18 protein-coding genes and 1 tRNA gene are annotated in these 19,816 nt (G+C 68.1%); 1 reads left to right on the top strand and 18 read right to left on the bottom strand.

What is annotated here, in order from left to right:
• Positions 1–102: 102 nt before the first annotated feature.
• The 3 genes from HPA01S_RS13000 to HPA01S_RS12990 are packed head-to-tail and all read right to left on the bottom strand — an operon-like array spanning position 103 to position 2,440.
• On the bottom strand, positions 103–921 hold the full coding sequence (locus HPA01S_RS13000) for an ABC transporter substrate-binding protein (protein ID WP_066270604.1): 819 nt from the start codon (positions 919–921) through the stop codon (positions 103–105).
• Positions 918–1,703, bottom strand: a complete 786-nt coding sequence (locus HPA01S_RS12995; protein ID WP_066270602.1) for an ABC transporter ATP-binding protein — start codon at positions 1,701–1,703, stop codon at positions 918–920. Before HPA01S_RS12995 ends, HPA01S_RS13000 begins: the two co-directional genes overlap by 4 nt.
• Positions 1,700–2,440, bottom strand: a complete 741-nt coding sequence (locus HPA01S_RS12990; protein WP_066270601.1) for an ABC transporter permease — start codon at positions 2,438–2,440, stop codon at positions 1,700–1,702. The genes HPA01S_RS12995 and HPA01S_RS12990 overlap by 4 nt, the downstream gene beginning before the upstream one ends.
• A gap of 124 nt (positions 2,441–2,564) precedes the next feature.
• On the opposite strand from HPA01S_RS12990, the gene HPA01S_RS12985 reads away from it, so the two are divergent.
• The gene (locus HPA01S_RS12985) at positions 2,565–3,692 is read left to right on the top strand and encodes a substrate-binding domain-containing protein (protein ID WP_066270599.1); all 1,128 of its coding nucleotides are present in this window, start codon (positions 2,565–2,567) and stop codon (positions 3,690–3,692) included.
• Between the two features lie 145 nt (positions 3,693–3,837).
• On the opposite strand, the gene HPA01S_RS12980 is transcribed toward HPA01S_RS12985, so the two are convergent.
• The 15 genes from HPA01S_RS12980 to fdnG form a co-directional block, all read right to left on the bottom strand.
• Entirely contained in the window at positions 3,838–4,425 is a 588-nt protein-coding gene (locus HPA01S_RS12980) for a nitroreductase family protein (RefSeq protein WP_066270597.1), read from the bottom strand.
• A 10-nt stretch (positions 4,426–4,435) separates the two neighbouring features.
• Positions 4,436–4,828: a DsrE family protein gene (locus HPA01S_RS12975; protein WP_066270595.1), complete on the bottom strand. Its 393-nt coding sequence runs from the start codon at positions 4,826–4,828 to the stop codon at positions 4,436–4,438.
• Entirely contained in the window at positions 4,821–5,270 is a 450-nt protein-coding gene (locus HPA01S_RS12970; RefSeq protein ID WP_066270657.1) for a glycine cleavage system protein H, read from the bottom strand. Before HPA01S_RS12970 ends, HPA01S_RS12975 begins: the two co-directional genes overlap by 8 nt.
• A gap of 127 nt (positions 5,271–5,397) precedes the next feature.
• Positions 5,398–5,493: transfer RNA gene (locus tag HPA01S_RS12965), tRNA-Sec, on the bottom strand.
• Between the two features lie 18 nt (positions 5,494–5,511).
• On the bottom strand, positions 5,512–7,452 hold the full coding sequence (selB, locus tag HPA01S_RS12960; protein WP_066270594.1) for a selenocysteine-specific translation elongation factor: 1,941 nt from the start codon (positions 7,450–7,452) through the stop codon (positions 5,512–5,514).
• Positions 7,449–8,249, bottom strand: coding sequence for a phosphonate ABC transporter, permease protein PhnE (gene phnE / locus HPA01S_RS12955; RefSeq protein WP_066270590.1), 801 nt, complete (start codon positions 8,247–8,249; stop codon positions 7,449–7,451). The genes selB and phnE overlap by 4 nt, the downstream gene beginning before the upstream one ends.
• A gap of 124 nt (positions 8,250–8,373) precedes the next feature.
• Positions 8,374–9,204, bottom strand: a complete 831-nt coding sequence (locus tag HPA01S_RS12950; protein ID WP_066270588.1) for a PhnE/PtxC family ABC transporter permease — start codon at positions 9,202–9,204, stop codon at positions 8,374–8,376.
• A gap of 7 nt (positions 9,205–9,211) precedes the next feature.
• Positions 9,212–10,045 carry a phosphonate ABC transporter ATP-binding protein gene (locus HPA01S_RS12945; protein WP_066270655.1) on the bottom strand — a complete coding sequence of 278 codons (834 nt, stop codon included), beginning with the start codon at positions 10,043–10,045 and terminating at the stop codon, positions 9,212–9,214.
• A gap of 8 nt (positions 10,046–10,053) precedes the next feature.
• The gene (locus HPA01S_RS12940) at positions 10,054–10,929 is read right to left on the bottom strand and encodes a putative selenate ABC transporter substrate-binding protein (protein ID WP_066270586.1); all 876 of its coding nucleotides are present in this window, start codon (positions 10,927–10,929) and stop codon (positions 10,054–10,056) included.
• A gap of 56 nt (positions 10,930–10,985) precedes the next feature.
• Positions 10,986–12,344: an NAD(P)/FAD-dependent oxidoreductase gene (locus HPA01S_RS12935; protein WP_084360663.1), complete on the bottom strand. Its 1,359-nt coding sequence runs from the start codon at positions 12,342–12,344 to the stop codon at positions 10,986–10,988.
• A 43-nt stretch (positions 12,345–12,387) separates the two neighbouring features.
• Positions 12,388–13,845 (bottom strand): L-seryl-tRNA(Sec) selenium transferase, encoded by a 1,458-nt coding sequence (gene selA / locus HPA01S_RS12930; RefSeq protein ID WP_157085002.1) that lies wholly within the window; start codon positions 13,843–13,845, stop codon positions 12,388–12,390.
• On the bottom strand, positions 13,845–14,888 hold the full coding sequence (gene fdhE, locus HPA01S_RS12925; RefSeq protein ID WP_066270585.1) for a formate dehydrogenase accessory protein FdhE: 1,044 nt from the start codon (positions 14,886–14,888) through the stop codon (positions 13,845–13,847). The genes selA and fdhE overlap by 1 nt, the downstream gene beginning before the upstream one ends.
• A 136-nt stretch (positions 14,889–15,024) precedes the next feature.
• Positions 15,025–15,645 carry a formate dehydrogenase subunit gamma gene (locus HPA01S_RS12920; protein ID WP_066270584.1) on the bottom strand — a complete coding sequence of 207 codons (621 nt, stop codon included), beginning with the start codon at positions 15,643–15,645 and terminating at the stop codon, positions 15,025–15,027.
• The gene (gene fdxH, locus HPA01S_RS12915; protein ID WP_066270583.1) at positions 15,642–16,538 is read right to left on the bottom strand and encodes a formate dehydrogenase subunit beta; all 897 of its coding nucleotides are present in this window, start codon (positions 16,536–16,538) and stop codon (positions 15,642–15,644) included. Before fdxH ends, HPA01S_RS12920 begins: the two co-directional genes overlap by 4 nt.
• Positions 16,539–16,613: 75 nt before the next feature.
• Entirely contained in the window at positions 16,614–19,700 is a 3,087-nt protein-coding gene (gene fdnG / locus HPA01S_RS12910; protein ID WP_157085001.1) for a formate dehydrogenase-N subunit alpha, read from the bottom strand.
• Positions 19,701–19,816 lie beyond the last annotated feature (116 nt).

The raw sequence follows: 19,816 nt of genomic DNA, 5'->3' as shown, positions 1-19,816 counted from the left end.
CCCTTCCAGGGGCTCCGCGCAACCGGCTCTGCCGGGCCGCCCGTGCCGCCCCCTTGAGGGGAGATGCGGCGACACGCAGTGAGCAAGCAACGGGGGTGATCATCACTTCGCTGCATTGGGGAAGAACAGCTGCTCGCCACCGATCTTGTAGCTGGCAATGGCCGCCTGGCCGGCCGGGCCGGTGACCCAGTCCACGAACTTCTGGCCTTCGGCGGTCTTCACCTGCGGGTGCTTGGCTGCGCTCACCAGCATCACGCCGTACTGGTTGAAGAGGCGCTTGTCGCCTTCCACCAGCACCGCGAGATCGGCACGGTTCTTGAAGTTGAGCCAGGTGCCGCGGTCCGACAGCACGTAGCCGCCGCTGCTGGCCGCGATGTTGAGCGCCGGGCCCATGCCGCAGCCGCATTCCTTGTAGCCCGTGCCCTTGTTGGCGTCGGCCTCGCTCATCTTCCAGAAGCGCAGTTCGGCCGCGTGCGTGCCGCTCTTGTCGCCGCGCGAGATGAATTCGGCGTTGGCGGCGGCGACTTTCTTCAGCGCTGCCACGATGTCGTCGCCCTTGGTCTTCACCGGGTCGGCCTTGGGGCCGATCAGCACGAAGTCGTTGTACATGACCTCCTGGCGCTTGGCAGCGAAGCCATCGGCCACGAACTTGTCTTCGGCCACCTTGTCGTGCACAAACAGCACGTCGGCGTCGCCGCGGCGCGCCATGTCGATGGCCTGGCCGGTGCCCAGCGCGACCACTTTCACATCGATGCCGCTGGCCTTCTTGAACTCGGGCAGCAGGAAGGAGAACAGGCCGGACTGTTCGGTGGACGTGGTGGATGCCACCACGATGCTCTGCGCGAAGGCGCCTGCACTGGCGAGCAGGCCGGCGGTGCCGAGAACAGCGGTGAGGGTGAGATGGCGGAAGGTGGTTTTCACAGGCTTTCTCCTTGGACAAATAAATCGGCTTGCGGACACAGGGACCGCAGCAGTTCGTGGTTGAAAAAATCACTCACGGGCAGGTCCGCCAACAGGCGGCCTTGCTCGAGATAGACAACGCGGCTGGCCAGGCGCTTGACCTGGCCAAGGTTGTGGCTGCTGAAGACCAGCGTGGTGGGGCGCCCTGTCGAGGCGCCCGTGCCGTCGCGCTGGCCTGCAGTGGTGAATTCGGTGATGAGGGATTCGACCTCGCGTTTGGCGTGCGGGTCCAGGCTGGCGGTGGGCTCGTCGAGCAGCCACACCGCCGGGCGCAAGGCCCAGGCACGGGCCAGCGCCAGACGCTGCTGCTGGCCACCGGAGAGGGCGCGCGCATTGCGCCCGGCCAGGTGCGCCATCTCGACCCGCTCCAGCGCCTTCAGCGCCGTCGCACGTGTCTCACGCAGCGGCACACCCTGCAGCCAGAGGCCGAGCTGGATGTTGCGCAGCGCGCTCATGCGCAGCATGTGCGGGCGCTGGAACAGCATGGCCACGCGCTGCCGCGCCGGGCTGTGCAGCTCACCGCTGCTGGGCCGCTGCAGGCCGTGCAGCGTGCGCAGCAAGGTGCTCTTGCCGCTGCCGTTGGCCCCCACCAGCGCCACGCGCTCACCTTCTTCGATGCGCAGGCGCACGTCGGTCAGGGCCTGCAGGCGCGCCGCCGGGCCCAGGTGCACGTTCACGCCGCGCAGCTCGAAGCAGGCGGTGGGCACGATGGCCTGTTGCGCAGTGAGGGGCAAACCGCTCATGTCGCCACCACCGCAGGGCCTGCTGCACCAACGGCGCCGTCGGCGCGCTCGCGCCAGCGCCGCAGCAAGGACACCAGCGCGTTGAGCACCAGCACCACCACCAGCAGCAGCACGCCCAGGCCGAGAGCCAGCGGCAGATCGCCCTTGCTGGTTTCGAGTGCGATGGCGGTCGTCATGACGCGCGTGAAACCTTCGATGTTGCCGCCCACGATCATCACCGCGCCCACCTCCGAGACCGCGCGGCCAAAGGCCGTCAGCAGCACGGTGAGCAAGGCGTAACGCTCGTCCCAGGCCAGCAGCAGGCTGCGCAAGGTGGCGCCGGCGCCCAGCGACGACAGTTGTTCACCATGGCTGCGGTCGGCGTCTTCCACCACCTGGCGCGTGAGCGCGACCACCAGCGGCAGCACCAGCACGGTCTGCGCCAGCACCATGGCCTTGAAGCTGAACAGCCAGCCCAGGAAGCCCAGCGGGCCCGAGCGCGAGAGCAGCAGGTAGATCACCAGACCCACCACCACCGAGGGAATGGCGAGGAAGGTATTGAGCACGGTGAGCACCGCGCCCCGCCCGGCAAAACGCGCGGCGGCCAGCCACGCGCCGATCACCAGGCCCAGGCCACAAGCCAGCACGCAGGCGCTGGCACTGACCGCCAGCGAACGCATGACCACTGTCCACAGGCCCGGGTCTCCGGAAAGAATCAATCGCAGCGCCGTTGCAACGCTGTCGGAAAACGTGTTCATATGTTCTTCTGAGCTTACGTTGTCGCTCCTGAATTGAGAGTACGTATTCACTCGGTATGAACAACAAGACATACGTTGTGGGCTGGCAAAAAAACGCCCGCCGTTTGGTGCAAACTCGGCGTCCATGCGAAAGATCGAGCTCTCCTACACGCTGACACCGTCGACGCCCGAGCGCTCGTCCCAGCCGGCCCTGCTGCGCAACCCCATGATGGACGTGCTGCACGCCTTGCGCAGCAGCGGTTCGATCTCGGGTGCCGCGCGCGAACTCGACCTGTCCTACCGCCATGTGTGGGGCCAGTTGAAGGACTGGGAAGCCGGCCTGGGCCAGCCACTGATCTTCTGGGAACGTGGCCAGGCCGCGCGCCTCACGCCCTTTGGTGAACGCCTGCTGATGGCCGAGCGCCTCGCGCAGGCGCGGCTGGGGCCGCAGATGGAGAGCCTGCGCGCCGAGCTGGAGCGCGCATTTGCCATGGCCTTCGACGACAACACGCAGGCCAGCCCGAGCGACGTGCTCACGCTCTACGCCAGCCACGACCACGCGCTGACCGAACTGCAGCAGCACGCGGGCCAGCCCACCGAGGGCCGCAACGCCGCGCCGGCGCTGCACATGGACATCCGCTTCTGCGGCAGCGTGGACGCGATCCGCGCGCTCAACGAAGGGCGCTGCGAGTTGGCGGGTTTTCACAGCCAGCCGTTCGCCGCCGCCGGCAGCCTGAGTGCCCGCGCCTACCGGCCGCTGCTCAAGCCCGGCCTGCACAAGATCATCGGCTTCGCACGCCGGTCGCAGGGCCTGATGGTGGCGCCGGGCAACCCGCTGCGCCTGAGCGACATCGGTGACGTGGCCCACCTGCAGGCGCGTTTCGTCAACCGCGCCATCGGCACCGGCACCCGCCTGCTGCTCGACGAGCTGCTGGCGCAGGCCAGGCTGCTGCCGATGGACATCGTGGGTTACCACAACGTCGAGAGCTCACACGCGGCCGTGGCACAGGCCGTGGCCAGCGGCAGTGTGGACGTGGGCCTGGGCACGGAATACGCGGCGCGCGCGCAGGGCCTGGGCTTCGTGCCGCTCACCGAAGAACGTTACCTGCTGGTGTGCCTCAAGAGCGCACTGGAACAACCCGCCATGCAGCGCCTGCTGCAGCGCCTGCGCAGCCGCGCCTGGCAGGAGCGACTGAACGCCCTGCCCGGTTATGCGGCGGACCATTGCGGCGAAGTAGCCGCCATGAAGCGCTTGTTGCCCTGGTGGGATTGAAGAAGCCCCCACGCTCCGCCGCTGCGCGGGTCGCTGCCCCCCAAGGGGGCTGATCCGGCTTGGGGCGGCCCGGCGCCGGATCGTGGCCCTCACGCTCCGCCGCTGCGCGGGTCGCTGCCCCCCCCGAGGGGCTGATCCGCTTCGCCTACGGCGCTGGCGGCCAGTCGCTCAATACATCGGCCGCATCGGGCTTGTTGAACTTGGGCGAACCCACCTTGCGGGGTGTGCCCAACACCACCCACCCCACCAGTTGTTCGCCGGGGCCGCAGAAGGCCTGCATCACCGGCACCGAGCGCACCTTGGCACCCGAGAGCATCTTGCCGCCGTAACCCATCGCGTGCACGGCGTTGAGGAAATTGGTGAGGGCGCCGCCCACCGTCATCCATTGTTCGTGCACCGTGGCCAGCGGGTGGCCGGGGTCGATGCGGGCTATCACCGTCACCAGCATCGGCGCGCCCAGGGCGCGCTGGCGATCGAGTGCGGCGTCGGCCTCGCTCTTGCCGGCCAGCACCGCGGCCTGCTCGAACAGATCGGCCAGGCGCTCGCGTGCCGCGCCCCGGATGGCCGCAAAGCGAAACGGCACCAGCCCGGCGTGGTCGGGCGCGCGCAGGGCGGCTTCGGTCATGCGGTGCAGTTCGTTCAGCCCCGGCGCGGGTTCGGCCAGGTGTTTGGTGCCAACCGAGTAGCGCTGCAGCAGGCTGGCGAGAAATTCAGGAGAGCGGGTGTCCGTCACGGCGGGGTTCCTAGAAAACGAGGGTGCGCCAGCGCAGATCGGCCGCGCGGGCCATGAACTGTACGGCGCCGCCGTGGCCGCTGCATTCGGCAATGAGCTGTTGCGGGTTGATGCCCTGGGCGTGCAAGGCGTCGGTGCAGGCCAGCAGGCGCGCGCCGTGCGACACCGCCTCGCGCATCGCATCGAGCACGGTCTTGTCGAATCGCTCGCTGGCGCGCAACCGCGCGGCCACGCCGGGCACGAGCAGGTGCACGCTGCGCGCGGTGAAGTAGATTTCCACCGGCACATCCATGGCCGCCGCCGCGGCGGCGTGGAAGAACGGGGTGGCCAGCCGGTGCGGCGCTTCGGGCTCGGCGGCCCAGAGCAGCATGGCGATACCGGCGGCCTCGTGCGTGTCAGCCATGCACCATCTCGATGTTGTAGAGCCGCGCATAGGCGGCCATGGCTTCGAACACGGGGGCACCAGCGTCACCACGCAGCAGCGCAGCGCGCTCGGCCTGCAGCGCCGAAGGCCGCAGCCGCGCCACCCAGCCGCTGCCATACGGGTCTTCGTGCACGCGCTCGGGCTGTTGCGCCAGCGCCGGGTTGTGCTCGACCACCGTGCCCGACAGCGGCGCCTTCACCGAGACGATGGACTTGGCCAGCTCGACCACGCCCACCGACCTGCCCTGCTCCACCACCGTGCCCAGCGGCCGGGCGCGGCACATGTAGATCTCGCCCGAGACCCGGATGCCGAGCGCGGTGATGCCCACGGTGACCAGGTCCGGCGCATCGATGCGCGCCCACACCTGGTGCTCCACGTGGTACAGAAGATCGGCAGGGAAGTCAGGTGCGAATCGGTCCATGGTCAACACAAGCGCAACGCCCGAAGTGACCCATCCGGCAGATGCCGCGGAACCGGCTTTGCCGGGCCGCCAGCATCGCCCCCTCGAGGGGGTCGCGCGCAGCGCGGCGGGGGTGCCATCCAAATGATGGCGGAGGAGAATGGGAGTCGAACCCACCCGGCGACGCATGGCGCCACCCACCGGGTTTGAAGCCCGGCCGACCCACCAGGATCGTTTCCCCTCCGCGAAAAAGGCTGACCGATCATAGCGACGCATCCGCTGTGTCGGTCGACAAAAACAGCTGGCTGTCCGCGCGCAGCCAGTGCACATCACCGACGCGGCGCAACAGGCCGATGCGGTCGAAGTGTTCCAGGATCTGGATCGCGCGTTTGCGGCCCAGGCCGGTTGCGTCGCGAAAGGCCGCCGCCAGCACAGAACCACCGTTGCTTGCCGCCACGCTGCGCGCCAGCGTCCCCAGCCGCGCCATCGTGGCCGGCGGGTAGTACAGGTCCTTGACGACCTGGTACAGCTCACCGCGCTGCGACAGGCGCACCAGGGTCACGCGCATCAGGGCCTCGGGCTCGCCCGCGTCGCGCGCCAGGTCTCGCACCCACGCGCCCTCGAAGCCGGAGGCCTGCAAAGGCGTGGCCACTTTCTGCGCCAGGCGTTCTTCGGTGGCCGACAGCCGCACGCCGTGTTCGGGCAGGTGCACGAACGCGCCACGCACCTGCACCAGGCCACCGCCCTGCAGGCGCGACAGCAGCGCGCGCCACAGCGGCTCGGGCAGGCGCGGCAGGGCCAGGCGGCGCAGGCGGGCAGCGTCCGGGCCGAGCTCTTCGGTGTGCGACGCGTGGTAGGCGCCCAGCACCTGCAGCACACGCTCGCTCGCCTGCGTGGTCTGCAGCGCACCCAGCGCCATGTCGGCGTGTGCATCGGTGTGGCGCAACACGTCGGCTGGCAGCTCACCGGGCCGCACGCCCTGGGCCGCGGCGAAGCGCCGCAGATCCAGCCCCTGCGGCGCCACGGCCAGCAGGGCATTCAGGCGCTCCTGCGCGGCGGGCAAGGCCAGCGCGTCCAGCTCGGCCAGGCGCTGCGCCGTGCGCCGGTAACGCACCGGCGCGCACGGGTCGAGCACGTGGCCGCCGGCCAGCGTGCGAGACGCGGACGCATCGCGCAGCACCACCCGGTCACCATGCCATGCACCCAGCGGTTTGCGCAGCACGAGTTGCACACGCCCACCCTGCCCGGGCTCCAGCAGCGGCGGGTCGAGCACGGCCACCGCCGCCAGCACCGAGGCCGAGCCGAGGTGCGCGTGCACGATGGCACCGGAACGCAGCGGCTTGGTTTCGCCATGCCAGAGCGACAGCTGCACGTCCACGCGTTCGGTGGTCATGGCCATGGCGGGCTCGCAGAGCCACTGGCCGCGTTCGATCTCCTGCTTGTCCACACCGGCCAGGGCCACGGCGCAGCGCTGCCCGGCATGCGCCGTGGTCACGGCGCGGTTCTGCGCATGCAGGCTGCGCACCCGCGCGCGGCGCTCGCCCGGCACCAGTTGCAGTTCGTCGCCCACGTTCACGCGGCCCGCGTGCACGGTGCCGGTCACCACCGTGCCGACGCCGTCGAGCGTGAACGCGCGGTCCACCGCGAGGCGGAAGGCTTCGCCTTCGCGGGCGTGTGCGGCGGTGTCGGCCGCGGCCTGGAACAGCACGGCCTTCAGCGCATCGAGGCCCTCGCCGGTGTGCGCGGACACCGGCAGCACCGGCGCCCCCGCCAACGGCGTCTGTTGGAGCAGCGCCTGCACATCGGCCACCACGGCCTGCACACGCGCGGGGTCGGCGCGGTCGCACTTGGTGACGGCGACCAGGCCACGCCCGATGCCGAGCAACGACAGCACCGCCAGGTGCTCGCGCGTCTGCGGCATCACGCCATCGTCGGCCGCCACCAGCAGCAAGGCGAAGTCGATGCCCGTGGCGCCGGCGAGCATGGTGTGCACCAGGCGCTCGTGGCCGGGCGCGTCGATGAAGCCGATGCGGGTGCCTGCCGGTTGCGCGCCTGCGGCGGCGGTGTCGAGAAAGGCGTAGCCGAGTTCGATCGACACGCCGCGCTGCTTCTCTTCGGGCAGGCGGTCGGTTTCCACGCCGGTGAGCGCGCGCACCAGCGTGGTCTTGCCGTGGTCGATGTGGCCTGCGGTGCCGACGATCATGGGTTGAGCATCCTTCGGGTGACGGTGGACAACAGATCAACCAGCGCCACCAGCACGATGGTGGCGATCAGGATGGAGCCGGTTTCGCGCATGTGGAACAGGCCCATGTGGAAAGACAGCATCTGCCCCAGCCCGCCGCCACCCACCACGCCCAGCACCGCCGCCGCGCGGATGTTGTTTTCCCAGCGGTACAGGGTGTACGAGAGCAGTTGCGGCAGGGCCAGTGGAAAGGTGGCGTGCAGGAACACGCGGCCGGCGGGCACGCCCTGCACGCGCAGCGCGAAGGCCGGGCCGTCGGGTGCGTTCTCGATCACCTCCGCGAACAGCCGGCCGAGCACGCCGGTGGTGTGCAGGGCCAGCGCAAGCGTGCCGGCCAGCGGGCCGAGGCCGGCCGAGATGAGCAGCAGCGCGGCCCACACGAGTTCGGGAATGGAGCGCAGCACGTTGAGCAGCCAGCGCGTGGGCATGCGCCAGAAGCCCGCGGCCTGGCCGGGCGTGCGGCTCGCCGGCAGCGCCAGCAGCAGGCCGAACACCGCCGCCAGCAAGGTGCCCACGGCCGACATCGCCAGCGTCTCCAGCGTGGCCACACCCAGCCGCGCGAGAAACGCGGGCTCGACCGCCGGGTGCGCCATCTCGCCCAGGAAGCGGCCCATCTTGTGCGCCGCGTCCATGAAGAACAAGCGCCCCCAGTCAACGCCGATCTCGGCAAAACTGGCCACCGCGAGCGCGGCGATGCCGAGCAGGAGCACGGGCACGCTCCAGCGGCGCGGTGGCTGCGGTGGAAGAACATGGCTCATCGCTCATACCTCCCGCACGCCGACCCGTCCGTCAAGAACGCCGTGGATCCGGCTTTGCCGGTCCACTGGCGTTGCCCCCTTGAGGGGGTGACGGCCCGAAGGGCCGGCGCAGGGGTGGACCGGTTCACCCGATGGCCTTTCTCAGCTGTGCGCTGACCAGATCCGCCAGCGCCACCAGCAGGATGAACGCCAGCAGGATGGTGGCGACCTCGCCGCCGTTGAACATCTTCATCGATGCATCGAGCTGCTGCCCCAGGCCACCCGCGCCCACGAAGCCCAGCACCGCCGAAGAGCGGATGGCACATTCCCAGCGGTACACGGTGTAGCTGGTGAGCTCGCGCGAGTTGCCGGGCAGCAGCGCATACAGAAAGGCCTGCAGGCGGCCGCTGCCGTTGCGCAGCAGCGTGCGTGTGGGGTGCAGGTCGCCGCTTTCCAGGATTTCGCCATACACCTTGCCGAGCATGCCGGCGTAGGTGAGCGCGATGGCCAGCACACCGGCCGTGGGACCGAGGCCGACGACGCGCACGAACACCAGTGCCCACACCAGCTCGGGCACGCTGCGCAGCACCACCAGCAGCGCGCGCACGGCCTGGCGGAAGGCCCAGGCCAGCGGGTGCATGCGCCCGCTCAGCGACGAGACCGACAGCGCCGCGCTCGACAACAAGGTAAGCGGCACCGCCAGCACCAGCGCGAGCACCATGGCGCTGGACGCGATGGCAACGGTGCGCCAGGTCTCGCGGGCCACCATGGAGAGGAACTCGGCCGAGGTCGCGAGCGGCAGGAAGTCACCCAGGAAGCGGCCGGTGATGCGCAGATTGTCGGGCTCGAACAGCAGCCACAGCTTGAACTCCACCGCCACCAGCGCGGGCGCGAGCAACGCCAGCCCGGCCAGCATCCAGAAGACGCGGCCACGCCAGGCGGGGTCGTGGTGGAGGTCGAGCCGGGCGGTGCTCATGGGGCCATCAGCAATGCATCACCGAGGCGGTGGAGCGCGATGCCTGCGTGGCCTCCCCCGCGCCGGGCGGTGCACCCAGCAGTTCGTGCTCGAAGCTCGCGTACAGCTGCGCGAGCCGGTCCCGGCTCACCTCGCCGGCCGGCAGGTCGAACACCAGACGGCCATCCCGCAAGCCCAGCACGCGCGGAAAACTCGCCAGCGCCAGATCCACCTGGTGCAGCGTGGCCACCAGCGTGACGCCACGTTCGCGCGCAAGCTGCGTGAGCGCGCGCATGGCCAGCGTCGCACGCGTCGGGTCGAGCGCCGACAGCGGCTCGTCGATCAGCCACAGCGACGCGGGCGACAGCAGCGCGCGCGCCAGGCCCACGCGCTGGCGTTCGCCGCCAGACAGGCGGTCCACGCGCTCCCAGAGCTTGTCGCCGAGGTCGAAACGTTCGAGGGCGGCGTGGGCGTCGGCTGCACCACGCGGCTTGAGCAGGGACGCGAGGCTGGCGCCCAGGCCCATGCCGGGCAGGCGCGCGGCCAGCACCGAGGTCACCACCCGCTGGCGCGGCGGCAGCGGCGGCGTCTGTGGTGCCAGGAACAGGCGGCCGCGCAGGCGCCGCAGATCGCTCGCGCCGAGCGTCCAGGGGTTCTGTTCTGCCACGCGCAGGCTGCCGCCGGCCGGCTTCAATGCACAGGCCAGCGCATGAAGCAGCGTGGTCTTGCCCGCGCCCGACGGGCCGATCACGACCACCTGCTCGCCGGCTTCGATGCGCAGATCAAAACCGGCGAGTGCGGGCGTGGCGCTCTCGCTGGCGGCGGGGTGCCGCACGGCCAGCTGGTCGAGCGCGAGGGACAGCCCGGGCATTACTTGATCAGGCCCGCGCTGCGTCCGGCGGCCTCCAGGCCCTTGTAGTTCTCCGGCTTGGTGGGCACGAAGCGGGTGGCGCGCGCCAGGCCGAGCACTTCCTTGCCTTCGGCGTTGTCGGTGTTCAGCGCCAGCAGGGCCTGCGTCACCTTCTCGCGCTGCGCGGCGGGCATGTCGGCGTGCACGGAGTAGTTGTAGTTGAAGTACGGCGGCGTGGTGTAGAACACGTCGACCTTGTTGGTGTCGACCTTGTTGTCGGCCACGAACTTGCGCCACACGGTGATGTCGAGCGCCGCGGCATCCACCCGGCCGCTGACGACCGAGGCAATGGTGGCGTCGTGCGCGCCCGAGAAGGCCACGCGGCGGAAGTCGCGCTCGGGTTCGATGCCGGCTTCGAGCAGGAAGCTGCGCGGCATCAGGTGGCCCGAGGTGCTGGAGGCCGAGCCGAAGCTCACCTGCTTGCCCTTGAGGTCGGCCAGCGTCTTGATGCCGGAGTCTTTCTGCGTGATGAAGACCGAGCGGAACTGCGTGTCTTCCTCGCGCTGCACCAGCGGCACGATCTTGTCGCCCGAGCGCAGCTTGGCCTGCACGAAGGTGAAACCGCCGAACCAGACCATGTCGACCTGCTTGTTCACCAGCGCCTCGACGGCGGCGGGGTAGTCGCTCACCGGCACGAACTCGACCTTGGTGCCCAGCGTGCGCTCAAGGTACTTCACCATCGGGCCGTACTTGCGGATCTGTTCCGACGCGGCCTCTTCGGGAATGGTGGTGACCTTGAACGTGGCCTGCGCCTGCGCGCCCACGGACACCGAGAACGCTGCCACGGCAGCCAGCAGGCGCGCCCGACGGGCGACGCGGTGGAAGATGGAAGTCATGGGAGCTGTCCTTTCGATGAGGTTTGCGTGGGGAGGGATGGGCTGCTGCTCGGCCTTCAGCTGAGCATGTCGTCGAACTTCAGGCCGGCCCAGCGGAAGTTCTCCTTCACCAGGTCGGCGCTGCGCTGGTTGATGTCGATCTGGGTCTGCTCGATCACGCCCTTGTCGTTGACCTTGTAGTCAAACTGCACGCTGATGGCCTCGCGCGGATCGCCGTTGACCATCATGTAGCAGAGGTTGTCGGGCAAGGCTGCGTTCGGGCTGCGACCCGCGATGCGGTCGGCGATGTAGCCCGCCACGATGTGGCCGTGTTTGTTCGCCACGTGCGCGCTCTTGGGATAGAAGGCGAACTGCGGCGAGACGAAGCCGACCGCGTCACCGATCACGTACACGTTCGGGTCGCCCTTGAGGTGCAGCATCAGCGGATCAACATCGGCCCAGCCGTTGGGCTTGCCCTCGCTGGTGCGGCCGATGGCGCCGGCTTTCCAGGCCAGGTCGCCGGCCTGGTGCGGCGCCATCAGCACCGCGTGGTCGAACTTCATGTCGCCCGCGTCGGTCTTGATCTCCTTGGTGAACGGGTCGATGGACTGCACGTGCGCGTTCGGCACGTAGGTGATGTAGTCCTTGTAGAGCTCGTTGAAAGCAGCCCGGAAGCCCGGGCCGATGGGGCGCACACCGTCCTTGTGGTCGAGGATGGTGACCTTGCCCTTGATCTTGTTGTGCTTGAAGTGCCAGGCCACCATGCAGGCGCGCTCGTAGGGCGACGGCGGGCAGCGTTGCGGTGGCGGTGGCAGCGTCATCACCCAGTCGCCGCCCTTGAAGTTGTGCAGGGCCTGCTTCAGTGCGAAGTGTTCGTTGTTGGTGACGTAGGCGGCCGGGAAGCGCGCGCGCGTGGCGTCGGCGATGCGGCGGTCGTTGCCGAACCAGGCTTCGTAGTTGTAGCGGATGCCGGGGGCCAGCACGAGGTAGTCGTAGTCGAGCGCGCCCATGGTGGTCACCACGCGCTTGGCGCTGCGGTCCACCTCCAGCACCTCGGTCTGGATGAAGCGGTAGCCGTGGCGCTCGGACACGCGCAGGTAGTCGTGCGTGATGAAGCTGGTGTCCACCATGTCGACCAGCCACTTGTTGCTGATCGGGCAGGAGAAGAACACCGGGTTGCGTTCGAGCAGCACCACCTCGGCCGAGGGCGCCAGCTGGCGCATGTACTTGGCGGTGGTGAGCCCGCCCCAGCCGCCGCCGCAGACCACCACGCGCGGCGCCTTGCCCTTGGGCAGCAGGGTCTGTGCCGGCTGGCCGATGAAGAACGGCAAGGCAGGCGCGCCGCCGGGCGCCGCACCGGAAGTGGCGCAGCCGGTCAGCACGGCACCGGTGGCGCCGGCTGCGGCGGTGAGGAAGGAACGTCGATCCAGACCCATGTGTGTCTCCTGTCGTTGTGTTGGTGTGATGCGGCCCTGACCCTCAAACCAGTGCCTGCCGCAGAAGAGGCAACTGGTTCACGAATGGCGCGCTGTCTTCCAGGCAGCGCAGATCAAGCAGCAGGCGGTCGTCCGCCACGCGCCCGATCACGGGCAACGGCAGCGTGCGCAGCGCCGTCGCGAGTTCGTCGAGGGCGCGGCCGGCGCCCTTCTTCTGCACGGGCGCGATGGCCAGGCCGGCCGAAGGCAGTTTTTCCACCGGCAGGGAGCCCGAGCCGATCTGGCCCATGAGGTCCAGCACGGCAACCTCGAAGCGCGGCGCCACCGCATTGGCCAGCGCCGGCTGCAACGACACGGCCAGCGCGCGGATGGCATCGGCCGGGCGCGTGAGCAGGCGCAGCGTGGGCAGGTCTTGCGTGAGGCGTTCGGGCCGCAGGTAGAGCATGAGCGTGGCCTCCAGCGCGGCCAGCGGCAGCTTGCTCATGCGCAGCGCGCGCTTCATGGGGAACTTGCGGATGCGCCCGACGGCGGCCTTGCTGCCGACGATGAGGCCGGCCTGCGGACCACCGAGCAGCTTGTCGCCACTGAAGGTGACCACGTCGCAGCCGGCCGCAATCATTTCCTGCGGCGTAGGCTCGTGCGGCAGGCCCCAGGCCGACATGTCCACCAGCGCGCCGCTGCCCAGGTCGGTGGCCATGGGGATGCCGCGGGCGTGCGCGATGCGGGCGATCTCGCCTTCATCCACCGACGCGGTGAAGCCCTGCACCGCGTAGTTGCTGGTGTGCACCTTCATCAGCAGGGCGGTGTGTTCGGTGATGGCCTGCTCGTAGTCGAGCGGGTGGGTGCGGTTGGTGGTGCCGACCTCGACCAGCGTGGCGCCGGCCGAGCTCATCACGTCGGGCATGCGGAAGGCGCCGCCGATTTCCACCAGCTCGCCGCGCGAGACGATCACCTCCTTGCCGTGCGCCATGGCGGCGATGGTGAGCAGCACGGCGGCGGCGTTGTTGTTGACCACCGTGGCCGCTTCCGCGCCGGTGAGCGAGCACAACAGCTCCTCGACCATGCTGTCGCGGTCGCCCCTGCCGCCGTCGTCCAGGCTGTACTCCAGGTTGTTCGGCCCGGCCATCATGGTCAGCAGGTGCTGCAGCGCGCTGTCGGCCAGCAGGGCCCGGCCCAGGTTGGTGTGGATCACCGTGCCGGTGAGGTTGAGCACGGCGCGCATGCGCGGCGCCAGGCGCGCGGCCACGCGCGAGCGGATGGTTTGCTCCACGGCTTCGGGCGTGAGCGCGGCGGCGTCGAGCGCCCCGCCCTGCCGGGCGCGTTCGCGCAGGGCGTCGATGGCGCTGCGGGTCTCGGCCGCCACCAGGGTGTGGCCGTGCTCGGCCACGAGGGCCGCCACATCGGGGGATCGCAACAGGCGATCGATGCCGGGAAGGTTTTTCAGGTCCACCGGGTTCTTCGCCTGGGAACCGTCAACGACGGATTCGGTCAGGCGCTTCATCACGGTCGCCCTGGTGGTGAGCCGTCGTCGAGGACGGGCTCGGGTTCGGCCTCGGATTCGCCGAACAGCAGCATGAAGTTCACACCGTGGCGGTGTTTTCCGGTGTCGGACATCAGCAGGTCCAGCGTGAGGCTGGACAGGTCGTCGGCCACCGGTTCGACGAAGGGGTCGCGGTCGGTGTGCACGATCTTCAGGTAGTGGCCGCACTCGTCGCAGGTCTCGGCCTGCACCTTGGCCGAGGTGGCGCGCGACGCGCCGCCCTGCTCCACAGCGCCGCCGTCGGCGAGATCGAGCGCGAGGAAGGACAACGACTTGCCGCTCAGGCAACGCGGGCACTTGCCCCGCACCATGTGCCATTCCAGGTTGCACAGCGAGCAGTGCAGGTAGCGCTGGCCCAGCGATTCGCCGGAGGTTCGCGTGATGCTCGCGGTGGGGCGGCCGCCACAGCAGGGGCAGCTGCTTTCGTCGTCGATGCGGCCGAAGGGCGCGCCCTGGCCCTGGTGGCCAGCCTGCACCGACAGCAGCAGGTGCGTCCAGTACACCTGCAGCGCGGCGCCGATCACCGGCGCGGCCCCCAGGTCGAGCCCGTTCGACTGCCCATTGAGCAGCAGGTCGGCCTGGCATTCGAGGAAGGCCTCATCGGCCGACGCGAGTTCGTTCAGCATGTCGCGCGCGCCTTCGGGTGCCGTGGTGGCCAGCGCGGCGGCGATGTGGTGCGTGGTGGCCCGCCAGGCCGGGTCGCGCGGCCAGTCGCTCAAGGGCAGCAGCGGCATGCCGGCCCGCGCGGCCGCGTCGATGGCGGCGGCGTCCGGCATGGGCAACGCTGGCATGGCCTGCAAGGCCTGGTGTTGTTCGTTGGCCAGATCGGCCATGAAGCGCAGGTAGTCGCCCAGCGCATGGTCGCTGGCCAACTGCCGCAGGCGCATGGCGCGTTCGGCGAAAAGGGTGGCGCGCTCGGGAAAGCGCAAGTGCGGTGTCTCACCACCGCCGCGAGCGGCGATTTCTTCGGCGGACATGATGCGCACCGTGGCGCTGCTCGTCATCCAGATCTCCTCAAACGTCACGTCGATACCGACTCAAGCCGTATGCCAAGTGCCGCATACATCCCCCGGAAATGCCGCGGAACCGGCTTCGCCGGTCCGCAGGCATCGGGGGTTGCGCGCGGCAGCGCGGCGGGGGTTACCTCTTCGTCACTTCCTCGTGCCACAGCGGGTGGTTCAGGCGGGCCCAGTTCTCGGTCACGGTGCCACGCGTCATGGCGCGCACCGTGCCCTTGACCCAGATCGCCGCGTACACATGCATGATCACGCTCAGGATCAGCACCACCGCCGCCACCGCGTGCAACAGCACCGCGATACGCATGAGCGGGATGCTGAAGAACGGCGCGAACCAGGGCCGCCAGAACATGAAGCCCGTGACCACCAGCACCAGAAGGCTCAACGCCATCAGCCAGAAGACCATCTTCTGACCGAAGTTGTATTTGCCCACCGGCGGCATGCCGGCCTTGTCCCCCTTGAGCATGCGCCCCGCGTGTTTCGCCCACTCGCGGTCGCGGGCGTTGATGAGGTTCTCGCGCCAGATCTTGAGGAAGAACACGAGGAACCCCACCACCATCAGCAGCCCCATGAAGGGGTGCAGGATGCGCGTCCACTGGCCACCACCGAACAGGTGGCTGAGGAAGAACAGGCTGGGGTGGAAGAAGGCCAGGCCCGAGAGCCCGGCGAGGAAGAACATGAGCGCGATGAACCAGTGGTTCATGCGGTCACCGTCCTTGTAGCGAAGCAACAGCCGCTGGCTCATTTCACCACCTCCTTGTCTTCCTTGTCTTCTTCAGCCGGGTCCTTCTCCTCGATCGGGCCCACCTTCATGTAGTGGAAGAAGCCGGCCACCGCAGCGCCAAGCACGGCGGCCACCGCGAGCGGCTTGGTCACGCCCTTCCACAGCGAAACGAAGGGGCTGATCGACGGGTCTTTCGGCAGGTCCACCAGCTCGGGGCGGTCGGCATGTTTCATCACGTACATGACGTGCGTGCCACCCACACCTTGCGGGTTGTAGAGGCCGGCGTTCTGGAAGCCCCGCTCCTTCAGCTCCTCCGAACGCTTCTCGCCATAGGTCACCATGTCGTCCTTGGTACCGAAGGTGATGGCGCCCGTCGGGCAGGTCTTCACGCAAGCCGGCTCCAGGCCCACGCCCACCCGGTCGGAACACAGGGTGCACTTGTACGCCTTGTTGTCCTTCTGGCTGATGCGTGGCACGTCGAAGGGGCAACCCTTGACGCAGTAACCGCAACCGATGCAGTTCTCGCTGATGAAGTCGACGATGCCGTTGGCGTACTTCACGATCGCGCCGGGCGACGGGCAGGCCTTGAGGCAGCCCGGGTCCTCGCAATGCATGCAGCCGTCCTTGCGGATCAGCCATTCGAGGCTGCCCTCTTCGGGCTCCACCTCGAAGAACTTCATCACCGTCCAGCTGGTGGGCGTGAGATCGGCGGGGTTGTCGTAGACACCGATGTTGGTGCCGACTTCGTCGCGCAGGTCGTTCCAGTTCATGCAAGCCACCTGGCAGGCCTTGCAGCCGATGCACTTGGACTCGTCGATGAGCTTGGCGAGCGCCGGCATGGACGTTCGCACCTGCGGTGTGGGGGTGGTGGTCGCCGAGCGGGCGACCACGTCGAGTGATTGCAAGCTGGACATGTCAGTCTCCGCAGAGCCGCCTCAAGGAGGCTGAAGCCCCCTTTGGGGGCAGCGAATGGAATGAGCGTGGGGGCGTCATGTGGTCACCTTTTCGATGTTGACGAGGAACGCCTTGAACTCCGGTGTCTGCGAGTTCGCATCACCGACGAAGGGAGTGAGCGCATTGGCCAGGTAGCCGTTCTGCGTCACGCCCTTGAAGCCCCAGTGGATCGGAATGCCCACGTGGTGGACCTTCTGACCGTTGACGTCCAGCGCCTTGATGCGCTTGGTGACCACACAGGCTGCAACCACCTCGCCCCGGTTGCTGCGCACCCGGACCATGTCGCCCTGCTTGATGCCCTTCTCCGCCGCCAGCGCTTCGCCGATTTCGACGAAGGGCGCTGGCTGCACGATGGCATTGCTGCGCGAGTGCTTGGTCCAGAAGTGCATGTGCTCCGTGAGCCGGTAGGTGGTGGCCGCGTAGGGGAACTCGTCCTTCTTGCCGAAGGCTTCGAGATCGCCCTTGAACACACGCGCCGCCGGGTTGCTGACCGCCTTCGGGTTGTTCGGGCACATCAGGTTCACACCCAAGGGTGTCTCGAACGGCTCGTAGTGCTCGGGGAACGGGCCTTCGCTCATGCCGATGGCGTGCAGGCGTGCCACACCTTCGGGGTTCATGATGAAAGCACCCACACCTTCTTCCGGCGCGGCGTTGGGCCGCATGTCCGGCACGTCGGCGCCGCCCCAGGCCGTGCCGGTCCAGCGCAGGTAGGAGCGCGATGCGTCCCAGGGCTTGCCTGCCGTGTCGGCCGAAGCGCGGTTGTAGAGGATGCGCCGGTTGGCCGGCCACGCGAAGCCCCAGTTCGGGAACACACCCAGGCCACTCGGGTCGGAGGTGTCGCGCCGCGCGGTCATGTTGCCAGCCTGCGTCCAGCAACCGGCGTAGATCCAGTTGCCGCACGCGGTGGAGCCATCGTCCTGCAGCAGCGCGAAGTTCGGCATCTGATCGCCGGCCTTCACCAGCACGGGACGTGGTGCCTCCGGGTTCTTCGGATCGACCGGCCCGAGCACGTCCTTCAGCGCCCGGCCGTTGATCTCGCGCAGCAGTTCCTGCGGCGAGGGCACGTTGGCGTTGATGTACGGCCAGGTCAGCGCCGCCACCGGCTCGGGCAGCGTGCCGCCCTCCTTGGCGTAGAGCGCGCGGATCTTCATGAACAGGCGCGCCATGACTTCCGAGTCCGGCTTGGCCTCGCCCGGTGGATCGACGGCCTTCTCCTTCCAGCCGATGACGCGGCTGGAGTTGGTGAATGTGCCGGTCTCCTCGGCGAAGCAGCTGGTCGGGAAGCGGAACACCTCGGTCTGGATCTTGGCGGGGTCGACGTCGTTGAGCGGCCCGAAGTTCTTCCAGAACTCGCTCGTCTCGGTCTCCAGCGGATCCATCACCACCAGGTACTTCAGCTTGCTCAGCGCCTGCGACAGCTTCTTCTTGTTGGGCACCGCCGCGATCGGGTTGAAGCCCTGGCAGAGGAAGCCGTTCATCTTGCCCTGGTGCATCATCTCGAACATGTACAGCACGTCGTACTGTGCATCGCGCTTGGGCAGCCAGTCGTAGGCGAAGTCGTTCTCTGCCGTCGCAGCATCACCGTAGTACGCCTTCATCAGGCTGGTGTGCCACTTCGGGAAGTTCTGCGGGAACGACATCTGGTTCGGACGCAGCGGCTTGGGCGCGCGCTTGGCCAGGTAGGTCGCGCGGTCGGGGTCGTTCTCCAGCGGCGCCAGCATGTAGCCCGAAAGCACTTCCGAGTACGCGTTCATGTCGGTGATGCCCTGCACGTTGGCATGGCCACGCAGCGCGTTCACACCACCACCCGGCCGGCCCATGTTGCCCAACAGCAGCTGGATCATGGCCATGGTGCGGATGTTCTGCGAACCCACGCTGTGCTGGGTCCAGCCGAGCGCGTAGCAGATCGTCATCACCTTGTCGGGCCCTGCCGTGCCAGCCAGCATCTCCGCCACCTTCAGGAACTGGTCCTGCGGCGTGCCGGTGATCCGGCTCACCATCTCCGGCGTGTAGCGCGAGAAGTGCTTCTTCATCTGCTGGTACACGCAGAGCGGGTCCTGCAGGGTCTCGTCGACCTTGACGAAGCCGTCCTCGCCGATCTGGTAACCCCAGGTCGACTTGTCGTAGCTGCGTTTCTCCTCGTTGTAGCCCGAGAACAGGCCATCCTCCAGCTTGAAGCCGGGCTTGGTGAGGAAGGTGCAGTCCGTGTTGGCCCTGACGTATTCGTGGTGAATCTTGTCGTTGCTCAACAGGTAGTTGATGACGCCGCCCAGGAAGGCGATGTCCGTTCCCACACGGATCGGGGCGTAGTAATCCGCCACCGCCGCGCTGCGCGTGAAGCGGGGGTCGACGACGATCAGCTTGGCCTTGCGGTGCTGCTGCGCCTCCGTCACCCACTTGAACCCGCACGGGTGTGCTTCGGCGGCATTGCCGCCCATGATCAGGACAAGATCTGTGTTCTTGATATCCGTCCACGAGTTGGTCATCGCTCCGCGACCGAAAGTCGGGCCCAGACTGGACACCGTCGGCGCGTGTCAGATGCGTGCTTGCGTGTCCAGGGTCACAAGACCCAGGCCGCGAGCAATCTTGACGCTCAGATAACCGGATTCGTTGGAGGAAGCAGAGGAAATCAGGAAACCGGTGGAGTTCCAGCGGTTGACCGTCGTTCCAGCGGCATTGGTCTTGATGAGGTTGGCATCGCGGTCGGCCTTCATGTGCACGGCCACGCGATTGAGTGCATCTTCCCAGGAGATGCGTTTCCACTGGTCGCTGCCAGGTTCGCGCACCTGCGGGTGCTGCACCCGGCTGGAGGACTGGATCATGTCCATCACGCCCGCGCCCTTGGGGCACAGCGTGCCGCGGTTCACCGGGTTGTCCGGATCGCCCTCGATGTGAACGATGGTCGATTTGACGTTCTTGGCCTTGTCACCCAGGGTGTACATCACCAAGCCGCAACTGACGGAGCAGTAAGGGCAGATGCTGCGCGTTTCGGTGGTACGGGCCAGTTTGAAGCTGCGCGTTTCCGCGAGAGCTGCGCTGGGTGAGAACCCCAACGCCACAAGGCTGGAACCTACCAGCCCTGCGCCACTGACCCGGAAGAAATGCCTCCGGTTCATGTCCATGTCGATCTTCTCCTGCGGGCGTGGGGGCCTGCACTGAATTCGCCTGCTTCACGGCAGAGCTGGATTCAGTTTGCATGAGCACCCCTGCAGGGGAGTGATGGCAATCACCTATGAAT

Origin of the sequence: Hydrogenophaga palleronii NBRC 102513 (assembly GCF_001571225.1) — a bacterium.
GTDB classification, from domain to species: Bacteria; Pseudomonadota; Gammaproteobacteria; order Burkholderiales; family Burkholderiaceae_C; genus Hydrogenophaga; species Hydrogenophaga palleronii.
Note: the sequence above shows the minus strand (reverse complement) of the source record. Positions and strands in the feature narration are given on the sequence as shown.